This window comes from Aquirufa sp. 5-AUSEE-100C1 (assembly GCF_054558655.1).
In genome coordinates this window covers 312,176-325,154 of sequence record NZ_JBPXKO010000003.1, presented here as the reverse complement: position 1 = coordinate 325,154, position 12,979 = coordinate 312,176, and the positions used below count along the sequence as shown (strand labels likewise).

12 protein-coding genes and 1 pseudogene are annotated in these 12,979 nt (G+C 45.8%); 3 read left to right on the top strand and 10 right to left on the bottom strand.

Going from position 1 to position 12,979, the window contains the following annotated elements; genetic code table 11:
- Positions 1 to 27: 27 nt before the first annotated feature.
- Positions 28 to 1,011 carry a helix-turn-helix domain-containing protein gene (locus ACMH5P_RS08515; RefSeq protein ID WP_459493927.1) on the top strand — a complete coding sequence of 328 codons (984 nt, stop codon included), beginning with the start codon at positions 28 to 30 and terminating at the stop codon, positions 1,009 to 1,011.
- A 99-nt stretch (positions 1,012 to 1,110) separates the two neighbouring features.
- Here ACMH5P_RS08515 and ACMH5P_RS08510 read toward each other — a convergent pair whose 3' ends face one another.
- Genes ACMH5P_RS08510 through ACMH5P_RS08495 form a run of 4 tightly spaced genes read right to left on the bottom strand, consistent with a single transcriptional unit; the run spans position 1,111 to position 7,271 of the window.
- Complete coding sequence (locus ACMH5P_RS08510; protein WP_459493926.1) at positions 1,111 to 2,721, bottom strand: OmpA family protein; 1,611 nt, start codon at positions 2,719 to 2,721, stop codon at positions 1,111 to 1,113.
- Positions 2,703 to 3,284 carry an LOG family protein gene (locus tag ACMH5P_RS08505; protein ID WP_459493925.1) on the bottom strand — a complete coding sequence of 194 codons (582 nt, stop codon included), beginning with the start codon at positions 3,282 to 3,284 and terminating at the stop codon, positions 2,703 to 2,705. The genes ACMH5P_RS08510 and ACMH5P_RS08505 overlap by 19 nt, the downstream gene beginning before the upstream one ends.
- Positions 3,277 to 4,152 carry a TIGR01777 family oxidoreductase gene (locus tag ACMH5P_RS08500; RefSeq protein WP_459493924.1) on the bottom strand — a complete coding sequence of 292 codons (876 nt, stop codon included), beginning with the start codon at positions 4,150 to 4,152 and terminating at the stop codon, positions 3,277 to 3,279. The genes ACMH5P_RS08505 and ACMH5P_RS08500 overlap by 8 nt, the downstream gene beginning before the upstream one ends.
- Positions 4,152 to 7,271: a glycoside hydrolase family 3 N-terminal domain-containing protein gene (locus tag ACMH5P_RS08495; RefSeq protein ID WP_459493923.1), complete on the bottom strand. Its 3,120-nt coding sequence runs from the start codon at positions 7,269 to 7,271 to the stop codon at positions 4,152 to 4,154. The genes ACMH5P_RS08500 and ACMH5P_RS08495 overlap by 1 nt, the downstream gene beginning before the upstream one ends.
- A gap of 111 nt (positions 7,272 to 7,382) precedes the next feature.
- On the opposite strand from ACMH5P_RS08495, the gene tpiA reads away from it, so the two are divergent.
- Together tpiA and ACMH5P_RS08485 are read left to right on the top strand one after the other, a co-directional pair.
- Positions 7,383 to 8,144, top strand: coding sequence for a triose-phosphate isomerase (gene tpiA / locus ACMH5P_RS08490; RefSeq protein WP_459493922.1), 762 nt, complete (start codon positions 7,383 to 7,385; stop codon positions 8,142 to 8,144).
- A gap of 55 nt (positions 8,145 to 8,199) precedes the next feature.
- Positions 8,200 to 8,877: an HAD family hydrolase gene (locus tag ACMH5P_RS08485; RefSeq protein WP_459493921.1), complete on the top strand. Its 678-nt coding sequence runs from the start codon at positions 8,200 to 8,202 to the stop codon at positions 8,875 to 8,877.
- Between the two features lie 24 nt (positions 8,878 to 8,901).
- On the opposite strand, the gene ACMH5P_RS08480 is transcribed toward ACMH5P_RS08485, so the two are convergent.
- The 6 genes and pseudogenes from ACMH5P_RS08480 to ACMH5P_RS08455 all read right to left on the bottom strand — a co-directional run bounded on the left by ACMH5P_RS08480 (position 8,902) and on the right by ACMH5P_RS08455 (position 12,977).
- A complete protein-coding gene (locus tag ACMH5P_RS08480) occupies positions 8,902 to 9,495 on the bottom strand; it encodes a NifU family protein (RefSeq protein ID WP_459493920.1) in 594 nt (197 codons plus the stop codon).
- A 257-nt stretch (positions 9,496 to 9,752) separates the two neighbouring features.
- Positions 9,753 to 10,010: pseudogene (gene rpmA / locus ACMH5P_RS08475) on the bottom strand (50S ribosomal protein L27); the annotation flags it as partial.
- 38 nt (positions 10,011 to 10,048) lie between these two features.
- Positions 10,049 to 10,363 (bottom strand): 50S ribosomal protein L21, encoded by a 315-nt coding sequence (rplU, locus tag ACMH5P_RS08470; RefSeq protein WP_459493919.1) that lies wholly within the window; start codon positions 10,361 to 10,363, stop codon positions 10,049 to 10,051.
- A gap of 107 nt (positions 10,364 to 10,470) precedes the next feature.
- On the bottom strand, positions 10,471 to 11,640 hold the full coding sequence (locus tag ACMH5P_RS08465) for an AIR synthase related protein (RefSeq protein WP_459493918.1): 1,170 nt from the start codon (positions 11,638 to 11,640) through the stop codon (positions 10,471 to 10,473).
- A 1-nt stretch (position 11,641) separates the two neighbouring features.
- Positions 11,642 to 12,613, bottom strand: coding sequence for a porphobilinogen synthase (gene hemB / locus ACMH5P_RS08460; protein ID WP_459493917.1), 972 nt, complete (start codon positions 12,611 to 12,613; stop codon positions 11,642 to 11,644).
- Between the two features lie 34 nt (positions 12,614 to 12,647).
- Positions 12,648 to 12,977: a helix-turn-helix domain-containing protein gene (locus ACMH5P_RS08455; protein ID WP_459493916.1), complete on the bottom strand. Its 330-nt coding sequence runs from the start codon at positions 12,975 to 12,977 to the stop codon at positions 12,648 to 12,650.
- Positions 12,978 to 12,979 lie beyond the last annotated feature (2 nt).

The following is a 12,979-nucleotide window of genomic DNA, read 5'->3' as shown; positions in this document are numbered from 1 at the left end:
ATTTTTTACGGGCATTTTGCCCCCTTCATGATGTTAGCTGGCCCGCTGATCTATTTTTATGTCCGTGGAATTCTTCGAGATACCTACATTTTAAAGCCCATCGATTTTCTGCACTTTATTCCAGCACTTATCGTCTTATTAGGCAATGTTCCCTATTACCTAACACCCTTTACAGAGAAATTAGAAACCGCGCGTGCAATTCTTGCCGACATGAATCAATTGAAATTCATGCGAGTCAATGTCATCTTCCCCATTGCCGCTAATTACATCATGAGAGTCAGCTCACTAATGATTTACACCTCGGTTAGTTATTATCGCGTCTGGAAATACCGGCCCGCTGTCAAAAAATCCATACCAACCCAGCAATACTTGTTGACCTACCGCTGGTTAAATATGTTCTTCATCACGCTAATTATTTTGTTGATTGCATTTGGAATGATAACGGCCGACTTCATTCAAAAGACGCCCAAAGAGACCTATAGTGCATTGAATTTGGTACACAATCTGGGAGGAATCATGTTTTTGCTTCTTTCCTTAAGTCTATTGGTTTTCCCGCAAATCCTCTACGGATTTCCCATTTACACGGAAATTGCTGATGCGCGCAAAACAAAAACCTCAGTTATCCAACAAAAAGTGGATGAAAATACGATTGACGAAGATGATGAGGATAATCCATTCATCGAACTACGAGATCAAATTAATGCTTATTTGGCCGAAGAAAAGCCGTATTTAAATCCAGATTTCTCCATCGGCGATATGGCCGCCGCCCTAAAAGTTCCACAACACCACGTATCTTATTGCCTACGAGCTTTGTTCAAACAAAGTTTTCCGAAATTGAAAACAACCCTTCGCATTCAATATGCGCTCCAACTGATGAATTCGTCAGATTTTGAACACCTTTCCATCGAAGGAATTGGCCAAATGGCAGGCTTCAGCTCACGTTCAAGCTTCTACTCCGCATTCCAAGCAGAAATGGATTGCTCGCCCGGGGAATACTTAGAAAAGAAGTAGAGACGCGATACCTCGCGTCTGTTTAAAACCACAAAGACGCGATACCTCGCGTCTAAATAAATTAATACAAGACGCGAAGTATCGCGTCTCTACAATCGGCTAAAGAATCGAGAACTCCACCCGTCTATTCTGTGCTCTTCCCTCCTCCGTCTCATTGGAAACTTTTGGTTTCTTCGAGCCATACCCCTTCGATTGAATACGATTCGTTGGAATCCCCGCATTCAATAAATAATTCTTCACCGCATCCGCACGCGCTTGCGATAAGGCATCGTTAATGGCATCCGTACCCGTATTATCCGTATGTCCTGAAATCTCGATCCGCAGCGTCGCATTCTCCCTCATCACTTGAGCCATCCGATTCAACTCCGGCTCGGATTCCGGCGTTAAGGTCGCTTTATTTAACTCGAAAAAGAGGTTATTGGCCGTAACGGTACTACCCTTAGCGATAGGTGCCATCGCTAAATCACGCCCATCCAACTCTAAATAACGCCCCCGCATTTGACTTAAATCAAGATTCAAGGAACTCGGTAAAAAACCATCGGCCTTAGCCGTAATTCCATAATTGATACCATAAGGTAAAACCAATTTATACTGTCCACTTCCTGGATCTGGAATTGCCTGACCTATGATTTTCCCCGTCTTCAAATCCTCGTAACTCACCGAAGCTCCTTTGGGAACATTTCCACTCGCATCATTCACCTTTCCCGAAAGTAAGACCACCGCCTCCGAAGTCTCAGACGAAACAATCCGCGGGCTCGACTTCACATCTTGCTGGATGACCGGCTTTGTCTCCACAACTGCAGGAGCCTCCGGTTCCTGCTCAATGGCTATCCGATAGATATCCTTCTTCCCCGTCTCTGAACTCGATAAGAAATAGGCATAATCCCCTTTCGCAGATAATGTATAATACGCATCGTAATTCTGCGTGTTCACCGGTGGGCCAATGTTCACCGGCTTCCGCCATGAGGTCCAGCCATTCCCCAAACGCTTCGTCATGTAAATATCTTGAGAACCCAAGCCACCCGGTCGGTCGGACGAGAAATACATCGTCCTTCCATCCGCCGCTAAATACGGGGTTGTTTCCGAAAATTCCGTGTTCACCCCATCTCCCAAGTTGATCGGTTTAGACCAACCCGAATCCCCCAACAAACTCACATACAAGTCGTCTCGGTCACTATTCTTCTTCTCCGCAAATGCCAAAAGCAATGCCTTCCCATCCATGGATAGATAGGCATACTCATTCTTCCCTCGGCTTAATTTTTCATAGCCCGGAATCTGAACCTTCTCCGGAATCGACCAACCGCCCACGACCTTGTTCGCAATCGAAAATCCCCGCGATTCATACACCCCATTGATATAAGCCCCCTTCAATAAAATCGTTTGCCCATCCGGAGAAATCGATAAAATCGTATTGTATTGATCCCGATTCAATACATCCGGCATACGTTTGGCCGTACTCCACACATCCCCTACTCGTTCACTATACCAGATATCCTGCGAACCTGCCACCGTTTCCGAGCCTTGGGTTCCGAAACGATTGGATGGGTGGTTCTTTCGACCAAAATATAAAGTCTTCCCGTCGGGCGCCATCACTGGATTTAATTCTGCAAATTCGCTGTTCACGGCAGAGCCCAAGTTCTCCGGCTTTTTCTGCCCGAAACCCATGAATGCCACCAATAAAAACAAGCTAATTAGCCGCGATATATCCATTTTTTCTCCATTTTTTCAGGCTCATACGCCATGATGTAATCCACCAATTGCTCCGGATTCGTTTCAATCTGCAAGGCATCCAAATTAGGCGCCTTCAAGAATCCCTCATGCACCATGTGCTGCAATTGAGCAATCAAATGATCAAAATAACCATTCGTATTTAAAATAGAAATCGGCATTTGATGAAGGTCCAACTGCTTCCAGGTCAACATCTCAAACAACTCATCCAAAGTCCCAAATCCGCCAGGCAAGGCAATCACGCCATCCGCCAATTCGGCCATCTTTTGCTTCCGACTATGCATCGTCTCCGTCACATAGCATTCCTGGATGCCTTTGTGCTTCACCTCCCAAGGTTCCATAAACGAAGGAATTACTCCTATTACATGCCCGCCCAACCGTAAATATTCATCCGCCAAAATACCCATGATGCCCACACTTCCCGCACCAAAAATCAATTTGCAATCATGCTTTTTGAACGCTTGCATCAGGGCCTTCGCCTCCGCTTCATAAATGGGATTATGCCCTTTGGAAGAGCCACAATAAACTAGAATGGTTTTAGTCATGAATAATCTCTTTTAAAGCCTCGGCGAGGCGTGTATAGGTAAACGTAAATTGTAAGTCTTTTTGTATTTTCTCCGACGAGACAAAATTTCCGCCGGTCACTAAAACAGCCATCTCGCCCAGCACCAAACGCAATGCCCAAGCAGGCACATGCGGCCACCAAACCGGTCGGCGATACGCCTTCGCAATCTGACGCGTCATCTCCTCGTGCGTCACTGGTTTCGGTGCCACGGCATTATAAACACCCTCCGCGCGCTCATCCGTCAAGGCACAAGCAAACATCTTCACCAAATCTTGAATATGAATCCAGGATTGCCCTTGTGTTCCTCGGCCTAAAATTACCCCAGCAAACCAACGAATCGGTCGGGCCAATACCGGGAATATTCCCCCGTTCGCACCCAACACCAATCCTATCCGTAATTTCACGACCCGGGGACCCTGAATTGCATCCACAGCTTGTTCCCAAGCCAGCGTGCAAGCACTTAAAAAATCATTCCCCGCAGGACTCGTCTCCAGACATATCGTTTCCCCAGAATCAGCGCCGTAATACCCAATCGCAGAAGCTGAAACAAAGGTATGTACCTTATGTTGGCGCGTCTTCAAGGCCTCCGCCAATAACTGCGTCGAAGCTACCCGTGAATGAATTAACTCTTTTTTGCGAGCCTCCGTCCAGCGACCATCTGCGATCCCGGCACCCGCCAAGTGCACGATGGCATCAATATTCTCAAGCGCATCTTCGGCTAAATAACCACGCTGAATATCCCAGCCATCCTTACGAGACAATACACGCGTTTGGTGACCCAAAGCATGTAAATAAGTCTGTAAAGCCTGCCCAATAAATCCCGTACCACCCGTGATTAGAATCCGCATTAATTTCCTTTTTTAATGGCTTGGTAAATCACCTCATTGATTTCCGTGCGAATATTCGCATCGGAAATTTTGCTGTTGTTACGCGTTGGATATACGCGGTTCGACAAGAATACATACACCAAATCTTGGCTCGGATCTACCCAGGTATACGTTCCCGTAAATCCCGAATGTCCAAAGCTCGCGCCACTTGCAGACGGAGCGGCAGAAATACCGGGTTTCTTGCGATCCGGTTTATCGAAACCTACGCCTCTTCGTGAATTTTCGTCAACCGAAAGTGGATAAGAGGTCCATTGCTTGACCGTTTTTTCCTCCAAAAACTGTTGGCCTCCATAATATCCATTCTGCAAATACATCTGCATCAATTTCGCCAAATCATTCGCATTCCCGAACAATCCCGCATGACCACTAATCCCATCCAATAAAGCCGCTCCCTCATCATGCACCTTGCCATGAATCAAGGACTTGCGGAAGAGCGAATCGTATTCGGTCGGGACAATGCGACTCAACGGAAAGTGTTTCTCCGCTTGATACACCAATGTGCTCGCACCGAGTGGCTTGTAGAATGTCTCCGACAAGTAATTTGTCCATGTTTTTCCTGTTAAGCGAGGTGCAATTTGCGGCAATAAATAGTAAGATAAATCGGAATACACATATTCCTTTTTCTCCCGTAATGCCGAATTTTTAATGGCATCTGTCACCTGTGCGCTGATGCTACGGTGTGCCCAAAGATTAGGTGCCACCTGAATCGGATATTCCTCGGAAGAAGCATAGGAAAGGGTTCTTGGCTTCCAGCGCGTTATCTCATTTTTCAAGTCGACGCAGGACTCCCAAAGATTTTTCTGCGTACGAATGATTTTCTTGATGCGCTCCTCTCCAGCGGCTTTCGTCAAATGCTTTTCGAGAAAAGTATATTGCATGTCATCCTTGGCATACAACTGATTGAACTTTTTACTGTGCACAATCATGTCGGTGCTATCGATGTAGTCCTGCCAAAATGGGATCCAAGCGCGCAATTTTGCTTGATGGGTCAAGACATCCAAATATTTCAAATCCTTCTTATTGCTCTGCGCAAATTCAGGAATCAATTCGCCCATGGTCGTTTCCAAGGAGAATTTTCCTTGATCTTGCCATTTCATCAACGCAGGAACGGAAGTAGAAATTTTGGTTATTGACGCTAAGTCAAAAATATCCGTCTTTTTTAGCGCTTCATTCGATTCATAGGTTTGCTTACCAAAGGCCTTGTGGTAAATCACTTTACCTTCTTTGGCGATGAGCACAACGGCACCCGGTGCACCTTTGATATCGATGGCTTTTTGTGCCAAGGAATCAACATGTTTATTGAGGTATTGACTTGAAATACCTACCGCCTCGGGTAGAACATTGTACTGCAAGCGACCCAAACTTGGCGTTATAACACCCATGCCCGCCGGATAATCTGCCGAAGCACTGACAGGCAACTTGCCCTCTGAGGCAATACCCCCAAATATGACGGACGCCGCTGCTTCTTGTTGGGCGATCCCATCCTGATAGGTCAACACCAATCCCCCAAAATTTTTCAGGTTCTCGAAAGACTTGAAGGTAAATGGATTAGCGAAATAAGATAGAATCGTATTGGGTTTCGCGAAGCGTTTAATCAGCGCTTGAATCTGGGGTTTGATGGCATAATTATTGACCGGACGATACGAAATCCCGTGTAATCCCGCCAAAACCACGTTGTAATTCTTGAGCGTATTTTCGATCCGGGTAATGGTCGAATCGGCACTGGATTCATCGAGGTAGAAGTGGTCCATCTCGACGTAGTTTTGGGCTAATTTCTGGAACTCCGTCGGGAAAACACCTCCATAATTCGCTTTACCGATCGCCAAGGTGGCAATCTTCAAGGTATCCAAGCGACGAAGTGGAATTAAATCAAATGGATTTTTTAAGACCGTGGTCGATTTTTCGGCCAAAGTACGTTTGAGAATATCAGCTTGAATCGGATTTAATTCTTCAATCAATCGATTCATTTCGATCGATTGGTAGCGATCAAGTCCGGCCCAGGCTTTGGCATTCAGAATCCGGCGAACGCGTTTGTCCAATTCGGCCTCCGTGATTTCCCCCGATTCAAGCGCCTTTTTGATGGCATTGAAAGCGGCTGGGACATCCACAAAAGTCTCTAAAATATCGTTACCTGCGAGGAAAGCTTTCACATTAGCTTGTCCTTCAGGGAACATTTTGGTCGCCCCTTTCATGTCCATGGCGTCGGTAAATACAAGGCCCTCAAATTTGAGGCTATCACGCAGTAAAGTTGTGACGATGGGCTTGGACATCGTGGAGGCAAGCATGGCCGTGGAGTCCAAGGCAGGTATGCTTAAATGCCCCACCATTACGCCTTGCAAGCCTTTTTTGATGAGTTCGCGGTAAGGGAAAAGTTCGAGGGAATCGAGGCGGTTCCGACTATGCTTTAACACTGGAATATCATAATGGGAGTCTGTTCCCGTATCACCATGACCGGGAAAATGTTTCGCCGAAGTGATGATTCCCCCCTTTTGCAAGCCACGCATATAGGCCAAAGACTTTGAAGTTACCGCATCGCGATTTTCTCCAAAGGAGCGGAAATTGATGACAGGGTTATCCGGATTATTATTCACGTCGACGACCGGGGCATAATTGATATGTACACCCATGCGTTTACACTGTTGGGCGATCTGAAAACCCATTTTCTCGATCAGGGCATCATTCCCTTGGATGGCACCGAGGGTCATCTGGTAGGGATAGCGGACGGTTGAATCCAGGCGCATGTTTAATCCCCATTCCAAGTCCATTCCGATGAAAAGGGGCACCTTGGACATCGATTGGAGTTTGTTTACTAAGCGTGCTTGATTTGTTGGATAACCAGCAAATAGCACAAATCCACCCACATGGTAGTTTCTGACAATTTCGAAAAGACGCGTGGTATCATAACTTGGATTGGAGTTTCCCCGGGGCATTAATACTTGACCTATTTTTTGATCGATGGACAGGCTTTTCATGACCGAATCTACCCATTTAGATTTCGTGTGGGGGAAAAGGTCTGTTTGGCTGTATGCGGATTTGCCAGAGGCAATGAATAACAAGGCAAGAAGAATGCGTTTGATCATAGGGAAAATGAGGTAATGGATTGTGAAAATACGGAATCTTTGGGATTTTTCTGCTTGGATTTTCGTAAGCGGGAAAGGAATTGTATTTTTGAAGCTTAATCAGATGAACGTATGAGAAAAAAAATTGTTGCTGGAAACTGGAAAATGAATAAAACGGCTGCGGAGGCATTCGTTTTGGCTACGGAAGTAGCTCAATTGGTGAAGTCGGACGTTCCGGCGGATGTACAAGTGATTATGGCGACGCCCGCATTGTATTTAACAGGTGTGGCGCAAGTCGTAGAAGGAATAGATAATTTAGCGGTGGCGGCTCAAAACTGCCACGAGAAGGCATCCGGTGCATATACAGGAGAGATTTCGGCGGTGCAATTAGCATCGGCGGCTATTCCCTATGTATTGATTGGACACTCGGAGCGTCGTGAATATTTCGCGGAGTCGAATGAGCAATTAGCTGCGAAAGTAGATGCCGCTTTGGCCAATAACATTACGCCCATTTTCTGCTGTGGAGAGAGTTTAGCACTTCGTGAGGGTGGCGACTTTTTGGCTTTTGTGGCGGATCAATTAACGGCGAGTTTATTTCATTTATCGGCAGAGGAATTCGGTAAAGTGGTGATTGCTTATGAGCCGATTTGGGCGATTGGTACGGGTTTGACGGCTTCGGCCCAACAAGCACAAGAGATGCATGCGCATTTACGTGTTCACATTGCTGCTAAATACGGCGCAACGGTAGCCGATCATTGTTCGATTTTATATGGTGGATCGTGCAACGCAAAGAATGCACAAGAGATCTTCGCCGGTCCTGATGTGGATGGCGGATTGATCGGAGGCGCATCGCTTATTGCGGCCGATTTCATTACGATCGCAAAATCATTTTAATCAATAAAACTGCCGGGCTAAATCCCCGGCAGTTTTTAGTTAAAATCCTATCAACATGCTGGTAATCGCATTCGATGCAGATGACACCTTATGGGTGAATGAGCCGTACTTTCGCGAGAGCGAAGAGGCCTTTGCAAGCCTATTTGAGAACTATTTACCCATCCATCAGACAGAGCAAGAATTATTCAAAACGGAGATGGATAACCTTGAATTGTATGGCTATGGGGTAAAGGGATTTATGCTATCAATGGTTGAGACTGCTATTCGAATTACCGGCGGAAATTTAAGCGCTGATGGGACTCAAAAAATTCTGGAAATCGGAAAGGAATTGTTGGACCGCCCGATTGAATTGCTTCCCCATGTCGAACAAGTCTTAAGCGAATTATCGGGGAAATATCGACTCGTAGTCGCGACGAAGGGCGATTTGTTGGACCAGGAACGAAAATTAAAGAAGTCGGGCTTGGCGAGATACTTCCACCACATTGAAATCATGTCGGATAAAAAACCGTCCGACTATCAAAAGTTGATCCAACACTTGGACGTCGATCCAAGCCAATTTTTAATGATTGGCAACTCGTTAAAATCAGATATTTTACCGGTACTTGAATTAGGAGGACATGCCGTCCATATTCCATTCCATACGACTTGGGCCCACGAAATGGTTAGCCACCCGGTGGTTCATCCAAATTTTCGAGAAATCGAGAACTTAACGGAAATTCTTTCCTTTTTATAATTCGAGAAATACCTGGATTGGGATTTAAACGCCCTCTGCGACCACTTCTTTTACGGCAGGAACCATGCGAGTCATCAAGGTTTCAATACCCGCCTTAAGCGTCATTTGTGACGATGGACATCCCGAGCAAGAACCTTGCAATAATACTTTCATTTGACCTGTCGACTCGTCAAAGGAATGAAATGAAATAGCTCCCCCATCCGATTCAACTGCGGGCTTCACATATTCCTCCAAAACTTGCTTGATTTGGCCGATAATCTCTGAATCTGACACATCCCCTTCCTCCGCAAATTCAGAGGCTGGTAGAGAGAATACAGGCTGCTTTTCAGCGAAATATTTCTTTAAGTATTGCTTAATTCCGAATAACTCATCTTCCCAAGCGGCATTTTCTGTTTTGGTCAGAGTAATGAAATTGGAGGTAATGAATACCCGACGAACAAATTCGAAACCAAACAAGGCAACAGCGAGTGGTGAATTCTTTTCTTTGGTAAGCCCATCAGCCGGTTGGGTATAGTCGAAGGACATCCCATCAGGCAGTAATTCCACATTAAAAACAAATTTCATAGAATGTGGATTGGGTGTGGATTCCGTATAAATGGTGACAGTCGAGGTAAGCATAAATTAATGATTATAGAGTGCAAACTAACAATCTGTCAATTTGGTTTCGTAAAATAAAAAAAACCTGACACTTTCGTATCAGGTTCTCTCTGAAATTTCATGTTAAATTATTCAGCAGCTTCTTTTTTCTTTGCTGGAGCTTTCTTCGCTTTTGGAGCTGCTTCAACAGCTACCTCTGCTACCGGAGCCGCCTCCACTGCTGGAGCCACTTTTTTGGCTGGAGCTTTCTTTGCTGCAGGTACCACGGGTGCTGGTGCTGCCACTGCTGGCAATACGTGCACGAATGAACGACCTTTAAATCCTTTTTTGAATGCCACTACACCATCCGCTAAAGCAAATAATGTATGATCTTTTCCAAGACCTACATTCTCACCTGGATTGTGAGCTGTACCGCGTTGACGTACAATGATGTTTCCTGCGATTACTGCTTGGCCTCCAAATAACTTAACGCCAAGACGTTTACTATGTGATTCGCGCCCGTTTTTCGACGATCCGGCGCCTTTCTTATGTGCCATGTTTTTTTATTTTATGCGTTAATACCGCTAATGTTCAATTATTTAACAGAAATACCTTCGATCAACACTTGTGTCAAATCTTGACGGTGTCCATTCATTTTTTGGTAAGACTTTCTTCGTTTCTTTTTGAATACCAAAACCTTCTCGCCACGAACGTGAGCTACGATTTTAGCTTTAACAGTCGCACCAGCTACTGTGGGTGCTCCTACGGAAATCTTTCCGTCATTGTCAACAAGTAATACCTTGTCGATAACCAGTGCAGCGCCTTCCGCTCCCGCCAAACGGTGGGTATAAACGGTACGGTCTTTTTCTACTTTAAATTGCTGCCCGGCAATTTCTACGATTGCGTACATTTTAGATGTATTTAAGTGAAACAATCCCACGAGGCCAGGTCGTTACCTTTACAAAGCCTTTTAAATGGGGTCGCAAATATAAAAAGGATTTACGATAAAGCAAAGCACTACTCGTAAATAAATTCTCCGTAAGCACTTTTAATGGTTAATTTCTTCGCTGGGGCGGCCTCCACACGACCTACCACTTGTGCGGGTATGCCAAATGACTCCGATATCTGAATAATTTCATCCGCGAATTCAGGGGCTACATAGAGTTCCATGCGATGCCCCATGTTGAACACCTTGTACATCTCCTGGAAGCTGGTTCCACTCTCCTTTTGAATCAAATCAAACAACGGAGGTATTGGGAATAAATTATCCTTGATCACATGAACGCCTTCCACAAAATGCATCACCTTCGTCTGCGCGCCACCTGAACAATGCACCATTCCGTGAATCTGTGCACGCATCGCTCCCAAGATCGCTTTAATCACCGGCGCATAGGTCCGCGTAGGCGATAAAATCAATTGTCCCACATTCAATGGGGTTCCCGGAACCGCCTCCGTCAAGGAACGCGAACCCGAATAAACCAAATCCGACGGAACCGATGGGTCAAAACTTTCCGGGTATTTCCCCGCCAAATAATTTCCCAGCACATCATGGCGAGCCGATGTTAAGCCATTGCTTCCCATCCCGCCATTGTACGTCTTTTCGTAAGTCGATTGGCCATCAGACGCCAAACCCACAATCACATCCCCCGCCTGAATATTTCCATTCGAAATTACATCCGAACGCTTCATGCGTCCAATCACCGTACTGTCCACAATGATCGTTCGAACCAAGTCGCCCACATCCGCCGTCTCGCCACCTGTCGAATATATGCCCAAACCATTCTCCCGCAACATCTCCAACACCTCTTCCGTCCCATTGATAATCTCCGCAATGACCTCGCCCGGAATCAAATTCTTGTTCCGACCAATCGTACTCGAAAGCAACATTTGATCCGTCGCCCCCACACAAATTAAGTCATCTGTATTCATCACCACCGCATCCTGCGCAATACCCCTCCAAACCGAAATATCTCCCGTTTCCTTCCAATACAAATAAGCCAACGACGATTTTGTCCCCGCGCCATCCGCATGCATAATATTGCAATAGGCCTCATCGCCCCCTAAAATATCCGGCGAAATCTTACAGAAAGCTTGCGGAAATAAACCCTTATCTAATTTGGCAATGGCCTTATGAACATCTTCTTTCGAGGCCGAAACCCCCCGTTGCATATAGCGATCGGTCGACATATTACGCTTGATTTAATTGTGCAAATTCCTTAGCAAAATACGTCAGAATCACCTGCGCACCCGCTCTCTTAATCGATAATAAACTCTCCAACATCGCCTTCTCCCCATCTAACCAGCCATTTTGTGCAGCCGCCTTAATCATGGCATATTCGCCCGACACATTATAGGCCGCAATCGGCAAATTGGAATTTTCACGCAAAAGCGCAATGATATCCAAATAGGCCAAAGCCGGTTTCACCATCAGAAAATCAGCTCCCTCTGCTTCGTCTAATTCCAATTCAATCAATGCCTCCCGACGATTCGCTGGGTTCATTTGATACGTTTTCTTATCTCCAAATTTCGGTGCCGACTCCAAGGCATCCCGGAACGGTCCATAAAATGCCGATGCATATTTAGCCGTGTAAGCCATAATGCCCACATTCGAAAATCCTGCTCCGTCCAAAGCCTCCCGCAAATAACCAACCCGACCATCCATCATATCCGATGGACCAATCAAACGCGAACCTGCCTGTGCTTGCGCAATGGCCATCTTGGCCAAAACCGGCAAGGTCTCGTCATTCAATATTTGACCGTCACGAACAATTCCGTCATGGCCATCTGAACTGTAGGGGTCCATCGCCACATCCGTCAACAAAGAAACCTCCGGAAAACGACTGGCAACCGCATGAATCGCCTCCAAATACAAGGAGCCCGCACGGTGACTTTCTGTCGCCATGGAATCCTTCAAGGACTCGTCTATTTGGGGAAATAAAGCGAAAGAACGAATGCCCAATTGGACACATTCCTCGATTTCCTTTAACAATAAATCTTGCGAATAACGGTAAATCCCCGGCATTGAGGCAATCGGCGTACGCTTTCTCGTTCCCGACTGCACAAACAAAGGAAATAACATGTCCTTGACAGACAGGCGAGTCTCCTCCACCATATCACGAATAACAGCACTTTGACGATTTCTACGTGGCCTTTGTAACATATCGAATGAGTTAAGGCACAAAGGTAAGAATTTATTACGGCAGTTTAGAAAGGATATCGCTTAATTGTCGCTCCAACAAATGCATTTTATCCAGATGCTGAAGAAATTCAGCCCGCGTAACAAAGCCATAACCCACCTGAGTTTGGTCGGAAACCGAATCAGCAGGTTCCGCCTGAAAAAATTGACCCAAATCAAATTCCAATACCTCAGAAATTTGAACGAGCCGCGTAACAGACAACTCAACCAAGCCCCGCTCCAGCTTTGAATAAGACGAAAGCGTCATGCCCAATTTCAGTGCCATATACTCCTGGCTATAACCATGGGAAACTCGGATTTTGCGAATGCGCGATGCGTATGGATTCATAC

What these genes read in the sequence shown, in the direction of transcription:
- ACMH5P_RS08505 (WP_459493925.1), bottom strand. Translation starts at nt 3,284, where the DNA reads ATGACTAAAACCATTCTAGTTTATTGTGGCTCTTCCAAAGGGCATAAT.
- ACMH5P_RS08485 (WP_459493921.1), top strand. Translation starts at nt 8,200, where the DNA reads ATGCTGGTAATCGCATTCGATGCAGATGACACCTTATGGGTGAATGAG.
- ACMH5P_RS08500 (WP_459493924.1), bottom strand. Translation starts at nt 4,152, where the DNA reads ATGCGGATTCTAATCACGGGTGGTACGGGATTTATTGGGCAGGCTTTA.
- ACMH5P_RS08495 (WP_459493923.1), bottom strand. Translation starts at nt 7,271, where the DNA reads ATGATCAAACGCATTCTTCTTGCCTTGTTATTCATTGCCTCTGGCAAA.
- rplU (WP_459493919.1), bottom strand. Translation starts at nt 10,363, where the DNA reads ATGTACGCAATCGTAGAAATTGCCGGGCAGCAATTTAAAGTAGAAAAA.
- ACMH5P_RS08515 (WP_459493927.1), top strand. Translation starts at nt 28, where the DNA reads ATGATGTTAGCTGGCCCGCTGATCTATTTTTATGTCCGTGGAATTCTT.
- ACMH5P_RS08455 (WP_459493916.1), bottom strand. Translation starts at nt 12,977, where the DNA reads ATGAATCCATACGCATCGCGCATTCGCAAAATCCGAGTTTCCCATGGT.
- hemB (WP_459493917.1), bottom strand. Translation starts at nt 12,613, where the DNA reads ATGTTACAAAGGCCACGTAGAAATCGTCAAAGTGCTGTTATTCGTGAT.
- ACMH5P_RS08510 (WP_459493926.1), bottom strand. Translation starts at nt 2,721, where the DNA reads ATGGATATATCGCGGCTAATTAGCTTGTTTTTATTGGTGGCATTCATG.
- tpiA (WP_459493922.1), top strand. Translation starts at nt 7,383, where the DNA reads ATGAGAAAAAAAATTGTTGCTGGAAACTGGAAAATGAATAAAACGGCT.
- ACMH5P_RS08480 (WP_459493920.1), bottom strand. Translation starts at nt 9,495, where the DNA reads ATGCTTACCTCGACTGTCACCATTTATACGGAATCCACACCCAATCCA.
- ACMH5P_RS08465 (WP_459493918.1), bottom strand. Translation starts at nt 11,640, where the DNA reads ATGTCGACCGATCGCTATATGCAACGGGGGGTTTCGGCCTCGAAAGAA.